At 70.1% G+C, this 18,024-nt stretch carries 17 protein-coding genes; 6 read left to right on the top strand and 11 right to left on the bottom strand.

Annotated elements, in window-relative coordinates; translation table 11 throughout:
* Nucleotides 1-2: 2 nt before the first annotated feature.
* Both OG780_RS02260 and OG780_RS02255 read right to left on the bottom strand, forming a co-directional pair.
* On the bottom strand, nucleotides 3-794 hold the full coding sequence (locus tag OG780_RS02260; RefSeq protein WP_328444088.1) for a hypothetical protein: 792 nt from the start codon (nucleotides 792-794) through the stop codon (nucleotides 3-5).
* 224 nt (nucleotides 795-1,018) lie between these two features.
* Nucleotides 1,019-3,580 (bottom strand): bifunctional serine/threonine-protein kinase/ABC transporter substrate-binding protein, encoded by a 2,562-nt coding sequence (locus tag OG780_RS02255; protein WP_328444086.1) that lies wholly within the window; start codon nucleotides 3,578-3,580, stop codon nucleotides 1,019-1,021.
* 737 nt (nucleotides 3,581-4,317) lie between these two features.
* Here OG780_RS02255 and OG780_RS02250 point away from each other — a divergent pair.
* Nucleotides 4,318-4,503 carry a hypothetical protein gene (locus tag OG780_RS02250; RefSeq protein WP_328444084.1) on the top strand — a complete coding sequence of 62 codons (186 nt, stop codon included), beginning with the start codon at nucleotides 4,318-4,320 and terminating at the stop codon, nucleotides 4,501-4,503.
* A gap of 69 nt (nucleotides 4,504-4,572) precedes the next feature.
* On the opposite strand, the gene OG780_RS02245 is transcribed toward OG780_RS02250, so the two are convergent.
* From OG780_RS02245 to OG780_RS02235, 3 genes are read right to left on the bottom strand one after another with little or no spacing between them, the layout of a single operon-like run.
* Nucleotides 4,573-5,271 carry a B3/B4 domain-containing protein gene (locus tag OG780_RS02245; protein ID WP_328444082.1) on the bottom strand — a complete coding sequence of 233 codons (699 nt, stop codon included), beginning with the start codon at nucleotides 5,269-5,271 and terminating at the stop codon, nucleotides 4,573-4,575.
* Between the two features lie 40 nt (nucleotides 5,272-5,311).
* A complete protein-coding gene (locus tag OG780_RS02240) occupies nucleotides 5,312-5,959 on the bottom strand; it encodes an FMN-binding negative transcriptional regulator (RefSeq protein ID WP_328444080.1) in 648 nt (215 codons plus the stop codon).
* Nucleotides 5,960-5,987: 28 nt separating this feature from the next.
* A complete protein-coding gene (locus OG780_RS02235) occupies nucleotides 5,988-6,824 on the bottom strand; it encodes a DMT family transporter (protein ID WP_328444078.1) in 837 nt (278 codons plus the stop codon).
* Between the two features lie 115 nt (nucleotides 6,825-6,939).
* Here OG780_RS02235 and OG780_RS02230 point away from each other — a divergent pair, with 115 nt between their 5' ends.
* A complete protein-coding gene (locus OG780_RS02230) occupies nucleotides 6,940-7,524 on the top strand; it encodes a helix-turn-helix domain-containing protein (protein WP_328444076.1) in 585 nt (194 codons plus the stop codon).
* A gap of 122 nt (nucleotides 7,525-7,646) precedes the next feature.
* Here the strand turns inward: OG780_RS02230 and ku are convergent, their stop codons facing one another.
* From ku to OG780_RS02200, 6 genes are all read right to left on the bottom strand, one after another.
* Nucleotides 7,647-8,531 (bottom strand): non-homologous end joining protein Ku, encoded by an 885-nt coding sequence (gene ku / locus OG780_RS02225; protein ID WP_328444074.1) that lies wholly within the window; start codon nucleotides 8,529-8,531, stop codon nucleotides 7,647-7,649.
* A 201-nt stretch (nucleotides 8,532-8,732) separates the two neighbouring features.
* Nucleotides 8,733-9,848 (bottom strand): S8 family peptidase, encoded by a 1,116-nt coding sequence (locus OG780_RS02220; protein ID WP_328444072.1) that lies wholly within the window; start codon nucleotides 9,846-9,848, stop codon nucleotides 8,733-8,735.
* A gap of 146 nt (nucleotides 9,849-9,994) precedes the next feature.
* Complete coding sequence (locus tag OG780_RS02215; protein WP_328444070.1) at nucleotides 9,995-10,300, bottom strand: hypothetical protein; 306 nt, start codon at nucleotides 10,298-10,300, stop codon at nucleotides 9,995-9,997.
* 92 nt (nucleotides 10,301-10,392) lie between these two features.
* Nucleotides 10,393-11,235: an NAD-dependent epimerase/dehydratase family protein gene (locus OG780_RS02210; protein WP_328444068.1), complete on the bottom strand. Its 843-nt coding sequence runs from the start codon at nucleotides 11,233-11,235 to the stop codon at nucleotides 10,393-10,395.
* A gap of 148 nt (nucleotides 11,236-11,383) precedes the next feature.
* Nucleotides 11,384-12,556: a homoserine O-acetyltransferase MetX gene (gene metX / locus OG780_RS02205; protein ID WP_328457839.1), complete on the bottom strand. Its 1,173-nt coding sequence runs from the start codon at nucleotides 12,554-12,556 to the stop codon at nucleotides 11,384-11,386.
* Nucleotides 12,553-13,914 carry a bifunctional o-acetylhomoserine/o-acetylserine sulfhydrylase gene (locus tag OG780_RS02200; protein WP_328444066.1) on the bottom strand — a complete coding sequence of 454 codons (1,362 nt, stop codon included), beginning with the start codon at nucleotides 13,912-13,914 and terminating at the stop codon, nucleotides 12,553-12,555. The genes metX and OG780_RS02200 overlap by 4 nt, the downstream gene beginning before the upstream one ends.
* 1,127 nt (nucleotides 13,915-15,041) lie before the next feature.
* On the opposite strand from OG780_RS02200, the gene OG780_RS02195 reads away from it, so the two are divergent.
* Genes OG780_RS02195 through OG780_RS02180 form a run of 4 tightly spaced genes read left to right on the top strand, consistent with a single transcriptional unit; the run spans nucleotide 15,042 to nucleotide 17,994 of the window.
* Complete coding sequence (locus OG780_RS02195; protein ID WP_328444064.1) at nucleotides 15,042-15,269, top strand: hypothetical protein; 228 nt, start codon at nucleotides 15,042-15,044, stop codon at nucleotides 15,267-15,269.
* Nucleotides 15,266-16,159 (top strand): ABC transporter permease, encoded by an 894-nt coding sequence (locus tag OG780_RS02190; protein ID WP_328444061.1) that lies wholly within the window; start codon nucleotides 15,266-15,268, stop codon nucleotides 16,157-16,159. The genes OG780_RS02195 and OG780_RS02190 overlap by 4 nt, the downstream gene beginning before the upstream one ends.
* A complete protein-coding gene (locus OG780_RS02185) occupies nucleotides 16,156-16,887 on the top strand; it encodes an ABC transporter ATP-binding protein (protein WP_328444059.1) in 732 nt (243 codons plus the stop codon). The genes OG780_RS02190 and OG780_RS02185 overlap by 4 nt, the downstream gene beginning before the upstream one ends.
* Before the next feature lie 54 nt (nucleotides 16,888-16,941).
* Nucleotides 16,942-17,994 carry an ABC transporter substrate-binding protein gene (locus tag OG780_RS02180; RefSeq protein WP_328444057.1) on the top strand — a complete coding sequence of 351 codons (1,053 nt, stop codon included), beginning with the start codon at nucleotides 16,942-16,944 and terminating at the stop codon, nucleotides 17,992-17,994.
* Nucleotides 17,995-18,024 lie beyond the last annotated feature (30 nt).

The raw sequence follows: 18,024 nt of genomic DNA, 5'->3' as shown, positions 1-18,024 counted from the left end.
CATCACCTGACGTCGACGAAGTCGCCCGTCGCCGTGGCGGGGCCGGTGGTGGAGGTGCCGGTGAAGAGGAAGCGGAAGTAGCCGTCCGCTTTGGCCGTCGTGGTGGTCTTCAGCGTTCCCTTGCCGCCACTGGTGACGGTCTTCAGAGTGGTGTAGGTGGAGCTGCCCTTCTTGCGGAACTGGAGCTGGACGGACCGGCCCTCGTAACCGGTGTAGGTGCCGGTCTCCCAGTTGGCGCGGGTCAGCTTGCCGGTGACCGTGATGGTTCTGCCCGCCTTCACCGGCTCGGGCGAGGCGTTCACCGTGAGCTTGGCGTACCGCTTGAACCGCGCTGTGCCGGCGACATCGACGGCTGTCCAGTCGTCGTTGGTGTCCTGCGCTTCGGCGAGCACCTTCCAGGTGCCGGCGAGGCCGATGTCGTCGAAGTCCCGCGCGGCGTCCACACCGAAGCTCACCTTGCAGGTGGAGGTGGTGGGGTCGGTGGGCGGCACCGTGCACGTACCCGCCGGCGGGTAGGTCGGCAGTCTGCCGTCGGCGTCGTCGGTGTTGGGGCCGTGCCACAGGTAGGCCCAGGAAGCGGTCACACCGTCCGGGTCCGTCGCCGTCCACGTGATCGTGACGGTCTTCTTGGTGGTCAGGCCGAGTACGACGTCCTTGCCGCCGTTGACGACGACGTTCGAGAACGTCGTGTCGCTGGGCGCTGCCTGGTCCGCCGCCTGGGCGGCTGCCGGAATCACGGACGCGGAAAGGGTGGTGGCGAGGAACGCGGCGGCGGTGGCCGGGCGGATGCGCATGAAATCCCCCCTCGGGATCATGAGGCTCGCCGTTTCCTCACGGCGAACCAGGTGATGTGTCACGCTGCCTAGACACCCAGCGGCCGGTTGCGGTTGCCCTGGCGTTCGGACCGGCTTTCAGCTTCCGTAACGCGTTCTGTGTTCTTGGCCGGCTGTCCTTGGCCTGCGGTGCTGGCGGGAGCGCCTGGTATCGGTGCTCGTACCGGTCCTTGGGCCTGTCGGACTCAAGAGGGAGCGGCTCCGCTGGTCACGGTGGTCCAGCGGCCGCCGGTCACCGAGCACACCGTCAGACTCCGGTTGCGGGTGTCGCCGTACGCGTCGAAGGCGACGCGGCCGGTGACGCCGTCGAAGTCGAGCCGGGACACGGCCTGTTGCATCTTCGCGCGGGCGTCCCGGGGGAGCGTGCCGCCGTTGGCCGTCACGAGCGACTTCACGGCCTCGATGATGCTCCAGGTCGCGTCATAGGCGTACGGTCCGTACCAGTCGGCGCCGTCCGTGTAACCGGCATCGCGGTACCGGGCGAGGAAGTCCGCCCCGCCCGTCAGTTCCTCGGCGGGCACGCCGATGTTGACGGCGAGGTCGCCGTCGGTCTTCGGGCCGGACGTGAGGAACGCGTCGGTGAACAAGCCGTCGCCGCCCATGAGGGGGATGCGGACCCCAGCCTGCTTGAGCTGCTTGGAGAGCGGTCCCGCGGTGTCGTAGTAGCCGCCGAAGTAGACGGCGTCGGCGCCCGAGGCCCGGACGCTCGCGGCGAGATCGGAGAAATCGGTCTGGCCGTCATCGACCTGCTCCGCGCCGACCACGGTTCCGCCGAGCTTCTTGAACTCCGCCGTGAAACCGGCGGTGAGACCGGTGCCGTAGAGGCTCTTGTCGTCGATGACGTACAGCTTGCTCTTCCCGCCCTCGGCATGGAGGTAGCGGGCGGCGAACGGACCCTGGTCCACGTCCGTGGCCACCGTGCGGAAGTACGTGTCGTACGGACGGGACTTGGTGCCCGCCGCCCAGTCGGGACCCAGCGTCGTCTCGGGAGCGGTGTTGCCCGGCGAGATGTTGACCAGGTCCGCCTGGGCCAGGGGCGGCACCAGGGTCCGGGCCACGCTGGAGTTCAACGGCCCGACGACCCCCAGCACCTTCGCGTCGGAGACGAAACCGGCGGCGTTCTCCTGGCCCTTGGCGGGGTCGGCCGCGTCGTCCAGGGCCTTGATCTCGAACTTGACGCCGGGAACGAGCCTCTTCTTGTTGGCGGTCTTGACCGCGAGGTCGGCGGAGTTCCGGATGCCGAGGCCCATCGAGGACATACCGCCGGTGAGCGGTGCGTCCACCCCGATCACCACCGTCACGGCGGAAGCCGCGGCGGCGCCGTCGGCCGCTCCGCCACCGCCGGGTGACTTGTCCTCACCCGAGAGGGTCCAGGTCAGGGCGGAACCGGCCGCGAGCGTGGCCAGTGCCGCGCCCAGAACCACGGAACGCCGGGTGAGGGCGCGGGACCGTACCGGCTTCGGCTCGCCCGTCTTCATCTCGGCCGTCGTCCCCGGCCAGACCAGGTCCTCGGTCGGGGGCGTGGGTGCGGGGACCGACGGCGGGTCGGTCGGCCGGTCCGGGACGGGAGGCTGGTCCCGAACGGGGTCCCGGTCCGGAACGGGTGGTTGGTCCGGGACGGAGTCCTGGTTCGGGACGGGGGGCTCGTCCGGAACGTGGTCCGGGGCCGTGTCCGGGACCGGGTGAGGGTCCCGAACGGGGTCATGGTCCGGAATACGGGGCCGGGGGTCGGCCGGGGTCGCCCCGGAGTCCAGGACCGTGGGCTCATGCGGCGTACCCGGCGTCGAGGCCTTGGGAGGCTGGCGGGGCTTGGGGGGCACGGAAGGCGGCGCATGTTCCGTCGCGGCGTCCGGGGCGGGACCGCGCCCGGGCTTGCGTTCGTGATCCGGCCCCGGCTCGGCGGCCGTGTCGTCCCGGGCCGGGAAGGAACGCAGCACCGATGCCAGCATCCCGGCGGCCTCGGTGGCGTCCACCCGCTGCTCCGGATCCTTTATGAGCAGCGCCTCCAGCACGGGCGCGAGCGGCCCGGCGTGGACCGGTGGCCGGTGCGGGCGGGTGAAGACGGCCACGGCCAGGGCGTGGAGACCTTCCGCCTCGAACGGCGGCTGCCCCTCGACGGCGTGGTAAAGGGTGGCTCCGAGCGCCCACAGGTCGTTGGCGGGGGTCGGGCGCTTGCCCTCCAGCTGCTCCGGGGACATGTACTGCGGCGTACCGATGACGATCCCGCTGTGACTCAGCTTGGTCGTGGCGTCCGCGAGGTGCGCGATGCCGAAGTCGGTGAGGACCACCCGGTCCTTGGTCAGGAGTACGTTGTCCGGCTTGATGTCGCGATGGACGATCCGCCCCTCGTGCGCCTCGGCGAGCGCGTCGAGCATGGCGGCGCCGATCTCGGCCACCCGCCGCACGGGCAGCCGGCCCTGCCCGCGGATGGCGGCCGCCAGGGACTGCCCGCGGACGAACTCCATGACGATCACAGGGGCGCCTTGGTGCTCCACGACGTCATGGATCGTGATGATTCCTGGGTGGCTGAGAGTGACTGCCGCACGAGCCTCGGCGGCGAAACGCCCGAGCAGCGTCGCGCGGTCGGCGTCCTCCATCCCCGGCGGGAAGAGGATCTCCTTGACGGCGACCTCCCGTCCGAAGAGTTGCTGGTCCACGCCACGCCAGACCCGGCCCATGCCGCCTTGGCCGATACGTTCGACCAGCTGGTAGCGGCCGGCGATGAGTTCGGGGTTCTGCTCGGTCACGCGCACACTCTAGGTCCTGTTGTGCCGTTCGTGTGAAGGAAAAATGGCTTGATCGTGTTCCTGGAGGTGAGGGTCGGGGTGAGGGTGAGGTCGGAGCGAGCCCGCGTGCGGCGGGGCGGCGCGGGCATCCAGGTTCAGGAGCCCGGAATGTGGTGACCCGTCAACGCCTCGCGGGAGGTCGGCCGGCTGCCGGCCCGCATCCGGAGGTACCCGGTTGTGTGCGTGCACCGCCTCAGAACGGTCGCTCGTCGTGTCACGGGCCGGCCGACGGCCGGACCGTCGACCGGGGGCTGGTCTCCTGGAGGACGGCCACGCCTTCGCTGATGCGGCCGAGGCCGATCAGGTATGCGGCCAGAGCATGACTGTCGGCCGGCGCATGCTGTTCGAGAAACAGCGACGGCGTCCTCGGTTCGTCCGGCCCCGGCGAGGAGTTCGGCGATGTGCGGCGCCGCGTACGAGGTGGTGTGCCCTCGGGGTGGGCTCGAGCCCGCCCGGCCGCTTCGTCGACGCGACCGCACGCGGCCGTCGGCGGCAGCGGTATCCAGAAGAGTTCCCATCCCTCCTGGCCGCCCCGGGACGGGCCGGTGGGGTGGTCCCTCTCGCGAAGCGATGACTTCCGCCACACCCGATGGTTCTTCCGGTGCGGTCCCCGGCATGTGAAGCTGCTTGATCGTATGAACTGTGAACCGGTCCGGGTGTGCCCGTACGAGCCGGTGATGCCAGAGAGGAATGGCTGCATGTCGACTGCGAAGCGCCGGTACAGCCTGATGTGGACCGACCCGGACGGTGCGTCGCAGGCGTCCGCGGGCCGTTACGACAAGCGTTCCGCCACGCGGCGTCGGCGTGCGCTGGAGGCGGTCGGCTGCACCCGTGTCGAGGTCGTCGTGGTCGAGCCCGGAGAGCTTCCCGAACCGGCGCTCTGAGTCCCGGACTCCGCCGCCTTGGCCGCGAGATGCGCGGGCACCGCGGGACCGGGCACGTCTCCCGCCCGTTCAGGCGGCGGTGTCGGGGCTGAGGTAGTGCACCGTCGTCCGTGCGGCGTGCGGGGCGAGCAGCTCCTGCAGTTCATCGGCTGCCGTCTTGAGAAGGTGTCCGTCGCGGGTGGCGTGGACGGTTTCGAGGATGAAGGCCACGTGGGTGGAGCCGGGGGTGACGCGGGTGTGGTGGGCGTCGCGGTGGTTCCAGTGCCGGGTGAGTACGTCGGTGCTGTCGGCGTAGATGACTTCGCCGGGGCGGGGGTTCTCGACGGCGTCGGGTTCGCCGAGCGGGGTGAAGGTCTCGCTGCCGTCGGCGTAGCGGATCTCGACGTCCCCGGTGACGTGGTCGAGGTCGAAGGCACCGGCGGGCAGGCCGTGGCGCACGGAGACGGCGTTGTAGGAGTCGACGGCCGCGTTGATGCGCGGGAGGGCGCCCTTCTTGGCGAGACGTCGGCCGAGGGCGTCGACGCTGGGCCGGGTGCGGCGGGGGTTGGTGCCGAAGGACCGGTAGGCGGTGTGCCATGCCTCGATGCGCGGATCGTTCTCGTCGGCGGGCTGCCAGGTGGCGTCGGCGAGCCGCCGCTCCAGGTCCTGAAGGGCGATGGTGGTGGCGGGCCAGGGTTCGTCGCCGCGCAGACCGGTGGCGGTGACGACGGCGATGAGAGTGCCGGGGAAGGCGTCGGCGACGGAGGCGTTGATACGGAAGGTGGTCATCCGGGGGTCCGTTCCGGGGCGAGGTGGATGAGGAGCGCGGTCAGGATTTCCAGGGGCCGATGCGGTCCAGGCGGCGCAGCTGCTGGGCCGCGGTGGGCGTGTCCAGACCGGTGTCGCGTTCGGTGAGCCGGCGGGCGGTGTCGGTGCGCTGCTCGACGGGCTTGTGGTCGTCGTACTTGAACTTCGCGCGCACCGCGGTGACGTCCAGGCGCAGGCCGCGGATGCCGGTCAGCATCCGTCCGTACGGGGGCAGGTCGGGCTCGATGGCGGCGTGGTCGCCCTCGGGCTGGAAGTGGGCCATCTGGCGGCGCAGCAGGTCGGCCTTGGCCCCGGGTTCGTCGACGACCGACGCCCGGCAGGTGAACTGGACGGCCGAGTAGTAACTGGTGGGGACGCCGTCGGTGGGCGGGACGTCGGGCTTGACGCGCCAGGGCCCGGGGATGAAGGCGTAGTCGCCGGTGACGGTGAATGTGACGTCGGGGTCGGCCTCGATCGCCTTCCAGACGGGGTTGGGGCGGGCCAGGTGGATGAGCAGGTCACCGTCGTCGACGATGAAGTGGGTGGGTACGACGACGGGTGCCTGTCCGGGCAGGCCGTTGACGCTGAGGATGCCGAAGTCGTGGCCGTCGGCGATCCAGGTCCGCCATTCGGCGTCGTCGAGGGCGGCGTCCCAGGGCTGGATGAACATGCGGGGTCCCTTCCGGGCGCGTACGGGGTCAGGTGAGGGCGAGGAGGCTGACGGCGACGGCGGCGGTGCCCAGGCCGATCAGCTGCCCGCGGTGGATCCGCTCGGCGAGCATGCCGCGGGCGAGCAGGACGGTGCCGGCCGGGTACAGGGCGGTGATCACGGCGACGACGGCCAGGTCGCCGCTCCGGGCGGCGAGCAGGAACAGCAGATTGGCCACCGAGTCCAGCACACCGGCCGCCGCCGACATCGCGTACGCGGGCTTCTCCGAGCCCAGACGGCGGTACATCAGCCCGGCCGCGGCGAGGGTGACGGCGGAGGAGACCGCACGGCCGACGATCAGGGGTCCGACGCCGCTGTCCGCGGGCGCCTGGTGCAGGAAGATCAGCTGCAGCGCGATGGTGGCCCCGGCGCCGAAGGCCGGCAGCAGCGCGGTACGCGACGGGCGTGCGGTCCCGGTGCCGCCTCCGGCGCTGACCAGTACCACCGCCGCCAGTGCCAGCGGCAGGCCGATCAGCCCGGCCGGGCCCAGTTGCTCACCCTGCACCAGACCGACCCCCACCGGCAGCATGGCCGAGATCAGAGCGGTGAGGGGCGAGAGGACGTTCATCGGGCCGATCGCGAGCGTGCGGTAGAGCAGGGCGAACGCCGCGGCCGAAGCGACACCGGACGCCGCGCCCCAGGCCAGGGTCGCCGGCGAGAAGGAGGCGCCGAGGAAGGGCCACAGCAGCAGTTCGACGGTGAGCGAGGCCGGCGCGGCGATCATCACCGTGCGCAGGACATGGGCCCTGCGGGCGCCGAGGCCGCCGAGGAAGTCGGCGCATCCGTAGGCCAGAGAGCTGCCCAGGGCCAGCAGCAGAGCGATCACGGGTACATCCCTTACTATCAATGGAACGACTACACCGTACAACGCACCGACCGGAGCTGGTCAACCGAACGACTGTGTGGTGCAGTGCGATGAGCGCTGCCAGGAGGGGAGACCGATGGCCGAGACCGAAGCGGCACTGCGGACGCTCGCGCACAACGTCAGAGCCGCCCGCACCCGCGCCGGACTGTCCCTGGACGAACTCGGCCGACGCGCCAAGGTCAGCAAGGGCGCCCTGGTCGGACTGGAGAAGGCCCAGGGCAACCCGAACTTCGCCACCCTGGTCCGCCTCGCCGACACCCTGGGCATCTCGGTGTCCGCACTGATGGAGGGCCCTGCCGAAGGCCGCGTCCGGGTGGTGACCGCCGATGCCGTCATGCCCTTGTGGGCCGGGAAGAAGGGAAGCGAGGCGCGGCTGATGCTGACCACCTCGGGACCGGCCCCGGTCGAGGTCTGGCGCTGGAAACTGGAACCGGGCGAGGAATACCCCAGTCATCCGCATCAAGCCGGCGTCGTGGAGACCGTCAGCGTCACCGCCGGACAGATGGTGCTCGTCGTCGACGGCACCGAGTACGCCATGGAGTCCGGGCAGACCGCCACCTTCGAGGGCGACACCCCCCACACCTACCGCGGCTCAGGAGATCAGACCTGCCACCTGATCATGACCGTTCACATCCCGCCCGGTCCCGCCGCCACGGCCTGACCGGAGTTCCGCACGCCCCGACAGGGCAGCGGCACCGGCCCGGCACGCCACCGGGGGCGCCAGAGCCGGTACCCCCGCTCACCCAGGCATGGGCCACGCGTCGGGCAGGCACCGGCCAGGTATCAGGCGCTGCGCCGCGGCTTTCGCGCCGCCGTCTTCTTGGCCGCGGACTTCTTGGCCGTGGTCTTCTTCTTGGGCAGGTCGTGGACGGTGGCGTCGTCGCCCCGGGACTTGCGGGCCTTGGCCACGGATTCCTTGAGCGCGGCCATGAGGTCGACGATCTGCCCCGGTGCCTCCTCGGGCTCCTCGGCCGCGGGCGGTTCGCGGTGCTCCTGTTTCGCTTCGATGAGCTGCTCCACCGCCTCGGTGTACCGGTCGGTGAACTCCTCACCTTCCAGGTCGTCGCGGGTCAGCCGGTCGATGAGCTGCTCCGCCTGGGCGATCTCCGCGTCGGTGAGTTCGACCTCGTCCGGTTTCAGTTCGGCGGGGTTGCGGATCTCGTCGGACCAGCGCATCGCGTGCAGGACGATGACGTTGTCGCGGACCCGGAGAAGGCCGAGGCGCTCGCGGCCGCTCCAGGCGTACTTCGCCACGGCCACCTTCGAGGAACGCTCCAGCGCCTTCCGCAGGAGCGTGTAGGGCTTGGCGGCGACCTTGCCGTCGGGCTGGAGGTAGTAACCGTCGCCGATCTGGATGGGGTCGATGGAGTCCAGCGGCACGAACGCCTCGATCTCGATGGCTTTCGCCGTGGGCAGCGGTATCTCCCGCAGTTCCTCGTCGAGCACCGGGATGATCGTGTCCTTGCCCCACTGGTAGCCCTTGCCGATCTCGGACTGCGCGACCTCGCGGCCCTCGATCTCGCAGATCTTGCGGCTCCGGACCCGGCCCATGTCCACCAGGTGCACCTGGTGGAAGTGGATGCTGTGGTCCTCCCGGGCGTTGACCACGTGGACGGGCACGGTGACCAGGCCGAACGAGATGGCGCCGGACCAGACGGTTCGGGGCATGGAAGACCTCCGCGACGGGAGCCGAGGATTTCAGCCTAGGAGCAGTCACAGGCCAAGTCACGGCGAGCGGCACAGGCAGCGGCACAGCGAGCTTCGCAGGTCGGTGCGCCACTGCCGGCGTGGGTCGAGCAGGTCCGCGGCCCGGCCGTCGGCCCGGTGGGGGGCCTCGATGGCTGTGCGGCCGGGGTGGCGCCGGGCAGGTCAGAGGCCGCCCGTGTTGAGCAGCCTGTTGGGAGTGTCGGAGCGCACGCCACGTACGACACCGCGGGTGGCCGTGTGGTCGAGCCAGACGTGAACCTCGTGAGCCGTGGCGTGGGGGTGTGCCGACAGATACAGCGCGATCACGCCGGTCGCGTGCGGTGCGGCCCAGGACGTCGCGCCGTCGTTCTCCGTGGTCGTACCGCCGCCGGCGAGGGCGGCGGTCACCTTCTGGCCGGGGGCGTACAGGTCCACGCACCGTCCGTAACCCGATCCGTAGGAGCCGCTGTCGGTCCACGCGTGGTCGTTCGAGGTGGAGGCGGCCACGACGATGGTGCCGGGGACGCCGGCCGGGGAGTGCTTGCAGGCGTCGTCATGGAAGTTGCCGGCCGACACCACCGTCGGGATCCCCGCGTCGACCATCTTCTTCACGGCGGACTCCAGAGCCGTCGACCGGTGGTCGAGGTTGAGCGACATGTTCACCACCGCGGGCTTCTGCGCGTGCGCGGTGACCCACTTGACCGACTTCACCAGGGCCGCCTCCGCCGCCGCGGGGGAGCCGCCGCCCTCGCTCTCGCACACGATGCCCTGGACCCGTACGAGCTCCGCCTTGGGGGCCACCCCGTACTTCGCCCCGCCGATGACGCCCGCGACGAACGTGCCGTGGCCGGTGCCGGCCTCGCTGAAACAGTCACCGGAGTCCTTCGGGCCCACGAAGTCGGCGCCGAGGCGGGCGCGTCCGCCGAACTCCTTGTGGGCGATGTCCATTCCGGTGTCGATCACGTAGACGTGAACGCCCTTGCCCGTGGCCGTGGTGGTGAACTTCCCGTTGAGCGGCCGCGACCGCTGGTCGAGAATGTCGAGATTCCACGGCACCTGCCGAGTTGTGGCCCTCGCTGCGGCCGGCCCGGTCCCGGACGACATCCCCACGGTGCCGTGGGACGTCGGAGCCCAGCCGGAGGACGGCTTGTCCCCGAAGGGCGTCACGGTCGCCCCCTCCTTGTGCGAGGAGGGCGTCCCGCCTGCCGCCGCGCCGGCGTCCCCGCCGCAGGCGGAGGCCCCGAACACCGTTGCCATGGCCACCACCAGGAGACCGGCCTTCGTCACGTTTCGCGTCACAACTTCCCCCATGTTCCCGCCACGTACACAGTCAGCGCACAAGACGACCACAGCGGGCGGGCGGTTCCGACGGGGCGTGGGACGGGTCCGTCCCGTGCTCGCGGCCGATCCTGGAGCGCGCGGCCTCCCGGGTGGTGACGTGACGCCTACCAGTAGGTGCGCGTGACCTTGTCGGGCAGTCGCCCCTGCCGCTCCGCCTCCCGGAGGATCGCCGATGCGACGACCAGGAACGCACGGCCGAGTTCCGGGTCCGGGTCGGGGTTCTCCACGTTCCCGACGTTCTTGTCGAGGATCATCCCGCCGAGGGACATTCCCTCCGGTGTGCAGGCGCGGGCGACCGATGCCTGCGGATCGATCAGGACGTTCCCGGTGGCGCCCTCAATCGTTTCCCACGCGTAGACGGATCCCGCTTCGAAAGAAAGGATCTTCCTGCACGCCATTGATGCGGTCACGGCAATGTCCACCAGTTCACTCGTGCCAGGGACTTGATCACCTGAATCCTATGCAGTCCGCCGCGGGAGCCGTCTGGCCGCCGCGGACCCGCTCATGGGCTCTGCCCGTCGGCGGCATCGCGCAGTAGTTGCCGGACTCCGCGAACAGGGCGGTATCCGAAGGCGTTCACCGCGGCGGTCGAGTCGTAGACCCGGTCCAGACGATCCGGCACAGGCCATCCCCGGTCGCGGAATGCCTCGAAGACGTCCGGAGCCCGGCCGGCGAGGACCGCGCCCGCGTCATGGTGAAGGGCAAGGCAGTCCTCTCGGCGAAACGGGTGCGGCCCGGAGATGTTGAACCTGCCGGTCACCGAGGAGTGCGTCACGGCCAGCACCCCCGCCGCCGCGACGTCGGCCACGTCGACAGCCCGGTGCAGCAGGTGGCGGGCCCGTACAGACGGCGGCTCCGGAAAGCATCGCGCTATGCGCAGCGTGACCGAGGAAACGCCGCAGGCGGCGACCAGATCCTCGGCGGCCAGTTTGGTCTCGTCGTAGATGTCCCGGGGAAGAGGCATGAGCTGCTCGTCCACCCAGACCGCGCGGTCGGTGGGTACCAGGGCGTGTCCGTAGACGCTCGTGCTGCTGATGTAGAGGACACGCCGAACGTCGAACCGGGCGGCGTCGTCGAGCAGTTCTGCGGTCACGCCCACATTCACGGCGCGGAACTCCTCATCGGCCACGCGCCCGACGTGCGGGGCGTGGAGCGCGGCGGCATGGACCAGGACGTCGGCCGACCGTAACGCGGCCCGCCGCACGCGGCGATCTCGCAGGTCCGCGACGGCACTTGTCCAAGGTCCGGGCACCCGGTCCAGGCCACGGACCACCCAGCCGGCCGCGTCGAACGCCGCTGCCAGAGCCGATCCGACCCGGCCCGAACTTCCGGTGACCGCAACCACCCCGGCAGGGCCTCTTTTGCTCCGCTCCGAGCGCACCCACTGATTCTGTCACTCGCTCGCGCGGACGCGATCGGAGCAGGCCGTCCACCGCGGACCGGGCTGCTTCTCGCACACCTCGCTCACCCTCGCCGAACCGGTCGACGAACCGTCAGGTCCGCTCCTGATCGGCGTGTTTCGAGGGAAGGAGTTCACCTACGAGTGCTGCCACCTGTTCCACCTCGATGAGGAAGCCGTCGTGGCCGTAGGGAGATTCGATCAACCGGAGACCGTCGGCCGTGGAGATGCCTCCCGCCAGTTCCGCCTGCTGGGCCGGTGGATAGAGGCGGTCGGAGCCGACTCCGGCCACGAGGGTACGGGCGGTCACCCGCCGCAGAGCGGCGCGCACGCCACCGCGGCCCCGGCCGATGTCGTGGCTGTTCATGGCCTCGGACAGCACGACGTAGCTGCCCGCGTCGAAGCGCCTCACCAGCTTGGCCGCGTGGTGGTCGAGGTAGGACTCGACCTGGTACCGGCCGCCGTTCCAGGGGTCCTCCGCGCCCTGAGGCGTACGTCCGAAGCGGACATGGAGTTCCGGCTCGCTGCGGTAGGTGACATGGGCGATCCGCCGGGCCAGTCCAAGACCTGTGTGGGGGCCACGGCCGGTGTCGTGGTAGTTGCCTCCGAGCCAGTTCCGGTCGGAGCGGATGGTACGTAGCTGGATGTCGGCCCAGGCGATCTGCTCGGCGCTCGCCGAGGCGCTCGTGGCGAGCAGCAGGAGGGCACCGGTTCGTCCGGGATAGGAAACGGCCCATTCCAGAGCCCGCATCCCGCCCATCGAACCGCCGATCACCAGCGCCCAGCGGTCGATGCCGAGCGAGTCGGCGAGGCCTGCCTCGGCCGCCACCTGGTCGCGCTGTGTCAGAAAGGGAAAGCCACCGCCCCAGTGGCGTCCGCCCGGCGTGAGCGACGAGGGCCCGGTACTGCCTTGGCAGCCTCCGAGGACGTTCGGGGCCACGACGAACCAGCGGTCCGGGTCCAGGGCCCGTCCCGGTCCGACGAGCCCGTCCCACCAGCCGGGGGTGGGGTGCCCGGGTCCGGCCGGTCCGGCGACGTGACTGTCCCCGGTGAGAGCGTGCAGGACAAGGACGGCATTGGAGGCGTCCGGCGCGAGTCGTCCCCACGTCTCGAACGCCAGCCGCACACCCGGCAGTTCGCCGCCCGCCTCCAGCGGAAGAGGCTTTTCCAGCCTGTACCACCGGCGACGCCCCGGCGGGTCCCCCTCCCGCCAGGCACCGGTGGCCGGCGGGAGGGGTTCCTGATGAGGTGTCAGTACGGTGTTCAGGACGCGCCCTTGGCCGCGCGGAAGCCTGCCTCCAGGTCCGCCTTGAGGTCGGCGAGGTTCTCGATGCCGACCGACAGACGCACCAGACCGGGTGAGGTGCCGGTGGCCGCGAGCTGCTCGTCGTCGAGCTGGCTGTGGGTGGTGGACGCCGGATGGATGATCAGGCTTCGTACGTCGCCGATGTTGGCGAGGTGGCTGAACAACTCGACCGCGTCCACGAACCGTTTGCCCGCCTCCACCCCGTCCCGCAGCTCGAAGGAGACCACGGCACCGGCGCCGCGCGGCAGATACCTCCGGCCCGCCTCGTACCACTTGCTGGACTCGAGCCCCGGGTAGTGGACCGCGGCCACCTCGTCGCGCTGCTCCAGCCATTCGGCGAGTGCCTGGGCGTTCGCCGAGTGCCGCTCGATGCGCAGGCTCAGTGTCTCCACGCCCTGTAGCAGCAGGAACGAGGAGTGCGGGGAGAGCGCAGGTCCGAGGTCGCGCAACAGCTGCACCCGAAGCTTGACCGCGAAGGCACTCGGGCCGAGGGCCGGCCAGTACCGCAGTCCGTGATAACTCGGGTCCGGCTCAGTGAAGTCCGGGAACCGCTCGGCGTGCGCGCCGAAGTCGAAGGTGCCGCCGTCGACGACCACACCCGCGATGGTCGTGCCGTGCCCGCCCAGGAACTTGGTGGCGGAGTGCACGACGATGTCCGCGCCGTGCTCAAGGGGCCGCAGCAGATAGGGAGTCGGGACCGTGTTGTCCACGATCAGCGGCACGCCCCCGGCATGGGCGACGTCCGCGACGGCCCGTACGTCCAGCACGTTGCCGCGCGGGTTGCCCAGCGTCTCGGCGAACAGTGCCTTGGTGTTCGGCCGGATCGCCGCCCGCCACGCCTCCACGTCGTCGGGGTCGTCGACGAACGACACGTCGATACCGAACTTGGGGAGCGTGTGACGGAAGAGGTTGTACGTACCGCCGTACAGCGACGTACTGGAGACGATGTGATCGCCCGCACTCGCGAGCGTCAGGATCGCCAGTGTCTCCGCCGCCTGCCCGGAGGAGAGCGCGACGGCCGCCACACCGCCTTCCAGCGCGGCGATCCGCTGCTCGAAGACATCCTGGGTGGGGTTGTGGATGCGCGTGTAGATGTTGCCGGGTTCGGCCAGCGAGAACAGGTCGGCCGCGTGCCGGGTGTCCCGGAACACGAACGACGTCGTCTGGTAGATCGGCGTCGCCCGGGCGCCGGTCGTCGGGTCGGGCGTGGCTCCGGCGTGGATCTGCTTGGTCTCGAAGGACCATGCCGAGGTGTCAGGTCCGGCGGGTGCGTCCTCGGGGGTGTGGCCTGCGGTGACGGAGTCGATGGGCTGGCTCATGGTGCTGCTCCCTGTACGGAGGGTGAGAGAGGGAAGGCGCGAGGGAACCACGGCGCCGCGGACCACTGCCGGTACGGCAGCGGCGGGCAGCGTTATGCGGTGAGAGAGATGCTGGTCAGCAGGCCGGGCGTGACGTCAGCTCGCGGCGGGACAACCGGTGGTGGTGACACGCACGTAATCGACGTGGCGGCGGGTCACAAGGACGGTCATGAGCCCAGATAACCACATGACGGCGTCACGAACCAGCCGTACGGGGGTGTCTTGGGGGTGTCTCCTCCGTCGGAGTGCACGGTCGACGCGCTGTTCGGGGCGGGTGCCGAACCGGCGAGGGGACCGCCGTCCGCAGGTACGGGGCTCGGCGGAACGAGCCGCGCGTCTCGTTCCGCCCGCCCCGAGGACGGGCGCACGGGCCCGGGGCACGCCATCGGTCGGCGCGGAATCGATCGGCCGCTCCAAGGCGTCCCGGACAAACGGAGAAGCTCTCCGTGTCCGCCATGCAAGACCTGCCCCGATTTTCTTGACCACTGCTGTGGACGTCTGCTGAACTCCCGTCCCATGAACCCGCACGTGGACCTGACCCGGCGGCGCCACATCGATCTGGCGCTCGTCGCCAGCACGTTCTGTTGTCGCTGACCCGGCAAGTTGTCCCCGGCAGCGATCGGTGCGCATCGACTGCGCACGTCGGCCGGACGCGGTGTCAACCCGCCTGTGCCGCAAGGCTGTTCCGCGGGATCGTCGCATCCGGCTTCTGAGCCGTCGCTTGCACCGCCTGACCTCACACCTCTCTTTCCCGGCTGCGGGCAGAAGCGTGCGCAGCGCTGGGCGCGAAGGGGCGCGAAGGCTGTACGAGCGGGCAGAGACGGTCGTTGAAGAACGGGCGAGCCGTCAGCAGGTCTCAGGGCGATAAGACGGCCCGCCGTCGGGTTCGGCGAGCAGGCGTCAGCGTGCCGATGGTCCGACCTGCCCGGCCGCGCTTCCTGCGTGGCCGTCGGCTGCTTGTCTCCACGTCCTGACCGCCGGTGCCTGCCCCGACTCCGGTCGCACGGCCCGCGGGCCGGTCTGTCATCGCCGCCACCCATCCGCCGGCACACGGTGGTACGCCCACCTCCTCCGACAAGGACCTCCTCATGCCCGTGTCCCTCCGTAAGCTCACCGGCCGCATCGGCGCGGTGATCGAGGGCGTCGACCTCGCGGCGCCACCGGACGACCCCACGCTCACGGCACTGCGCGACGCCCTCAACGAGCACAAGGCCCTCGCCCTCGACAACGCGGCCCTCGACCATTCCGGACGCCGCAGCGAGCAACTCGTCGGTGAGGCCTCGCACTACACCAGGTTCCTGGCGGTGGCGGCATGACCGAGGTCCGCATTCCGGCGCCGGCCGTTCTCAAGGGCCCGGACGCCGCGACCGACAACGTGCGGGAACGCGAGGTGTTCCTTCCGCGCGACGCGCGCCGCCGGACGTCGCTCGCGACACTCCGTGACCGGCTGCGCTGGCCGCTGGGCATCTATACGACTCCGGTCGTGATCCTCGTGGTCTGGGAGGTTCTCGCCCGGGCCGGCGTGGTGACGAAGACCTACGCCCCGGCGCCGACCTCGATCGTGCGGTCCGCCGTCGATCTGTGGCAGCAGGGCGTGCTCGGGCCGGATGTGGCCGTCTCCCTGCAGCGGGCCGGTATCGGCCTCGCGATCGGCCTGTCGGTCGGCATCGTCACCGGAGTCCTCGGCGGACTGCTGCGCAGCGGCGAGTATCTGTTCAACGGCGTCGTACAGGTCCTCAACACGATCCCTCTGCTCGCGGTACTGCCCCTGATGATCGTGTGGTTCGGCATCGACGAGCTCACCAAGGTGCTGCTGATCTCCTTCGGCGCCGGCGTGCCGATGTACCTCAACCTGTTCGCCGCGATCCGCGGCGTCGACCAGCGGCTCATCGAGATGGCACGCACGACCGGAGCGGGCACCTGGCGCCTGGTGACGCGGGTGCTGGTGCCCGGATCGCTGCCGGGTTTCCTGGTCGGCCTGCGCTTCTCCCTCGCGTACAGCGTCCTCGGACTCGTCGCCGCGGAGACGGTCAACGCCGACAAGGGACTCGGCTTCCTCATCACCCAGGGACAGACCTACCTCCAGACCAACCAGGTCTTCGTGGGGCTGGTGATCTACTCGCTCCTCGGCCTGCTCGCCGATCAGTTCGTCCGTGCTCTCGAACGGGTGCTGCTGCGGTGGCGCCCGAGTTATGAGGCGTCATGAGCAGCACAGTCGCGACCGACCTCCGCCGGCAGACCGGCGTCGTCGTGGAGCGGGTCGTCCGGCAGTTCGGTGACCGGGTCGTACTCGACCGACTCGATCTCACCATCGAGGACGGGGAGTTGGTGATCCTGCTCGGCCCCTCGGGCTGCGGAAAGAGCACCCTCCTGCGGCTGCTCGCCGGACTGGACCGGCCCGACGGAGGACGCGTGGAGGTCCCGGCGAAGCGAGCGATCGTCTTCCAGGCCGACCGGCTGCTGCCGTGGCAGCGCGTCCTGCGCAACATCACACTCGGCCTGCACGGACCCGACGCGGACCAGCGGGCCCGCGACGTGCTCGCCGAGGTCGGACTCTCGGGCCGCGAGAAGGCATGGCCCAAGGAGCTCTCCGGCGGCGAGGCCCAACGAGTCTCGCTGGCAAGGGCGCTGGTCTCGGAGCCCGAACTCGTCCTGCTCGACGAGCCGTTCGCCGCCCTCGACGCCATCACGCGGCTGCGCATGCACGACCTCGTGCGCGCACTACGCACCAAACACCATGCCGCCATGCTGCTCGTCACCCACGACATCGACGAGGCGATCGCTCTGGCGGACCGCATCCTCGTCATGAGCAACGGCGGCATCGGCGCCGCACACACCGTTCACCTCTCCGCCGCGGACCGCGAAGCGAGTGTGGCGCGAGAGGAACTCCGCGCCCGGCTCCTGGAAGACCTCGGCCTCGCCGGGCAGCACTGACCCTCCCAAGATCCCCCAACACCCGTACCCAGCACAGAAAGCACAGGACATCCCATGCGCAAGACAACCTCCCGACTCATCGCCGCGGCCGCTCCCCTCGCCCTCGCAAGCACCCTCGTCGCCTGCGGATCGTCCTCCGACACCACCGCGCCGCTGAGCAACGCCGGCAACGCGAGCAGCGAGAAGCACCCCGAGTGGAGCAAGTACACCTTCACCATCGGAGACAACGGCGGTGACGGCAGCCAGGCCCTGGCGAAACTGACCGGCGTCTTCGACAACGCCCCCTACAAGGTGAAGTTCGCCCGCTTCACCTACGGCCCACCCCTCGTGCAAGCCGCGGCGTCGGGGGACATAGACCTAGGCAGCGTCGGTGACGTGCCGCCGATCACCGGTGCCGCGAAGGAGTACGGCTTCAAGATCGTCGCCGTGAACCGCTCGCTCACACCCGACCAGGCGGTGGAGAACATCATCGTGCCGAAGGGCTCGAAGCTGAGGACGGCCGCCGACCTCAAGGGCAAGCGGATCGCCGTTCCGCAGGGCAGTTCCGCCCATGGACTGGCCCTGAACGCACTGAAGAGCGTCGGCCTCGGCCCCAAGGACGCGAAACTGGTGTTCCTCGACCCGGCGGCCGCCGCGACGGCGTTCAACACCGGGAAGGTGGACGCCTGGTCGATCTGGAACCCGCAGTCGGCGATCGCGGTCAAGAACGGTGCGCGGATCCTGGTCAAGGGCCTCCCGCCGATCGACCAGACGAGCAGCTACTACGTCGCGAGTGACACGTCGCTGAAGGACAGGACCAAGCGTGCGGCCCTCACGGACGCCCTGAAGAGGCTCTCCCGCGAGTACGCCTGGGCCATCAAGCACCCTGATCAGTACGCGAAGGCACTCTCCCAGGAACAGGGCATCCCCCTGGCCGACGCCAAGACGTCCCTGGCCGCCTACTCGAACCGCGTGACCCCGGTCGAGAAGTCGGACATCGAGCTGGAGCAGAAGCTCGCGGACGCGTTCCTGGAAGCGGGCCAGATCACCAAGAAGGTCGACCTCGCGTCGATCACCGACAACCTCCTGCCCGCCGGGTACGACAGCTCCAAGCTGACCTTCAACTGACCCGCCATCCACCTCGACAAGCGAAGGAGA

The sequence above is a fragment of the Streptomyces sp. NBC_00386 genome, from assembly GCF_036063235.1.
Lineage (GTDB): Bacteria > Actinomycetota > Actinomycetes > Streptomycetales > Streptomycetaceae > Streptomyces.
This window is presented reverse-complemented; position numbering and strand designations above follow the sequence as displayed.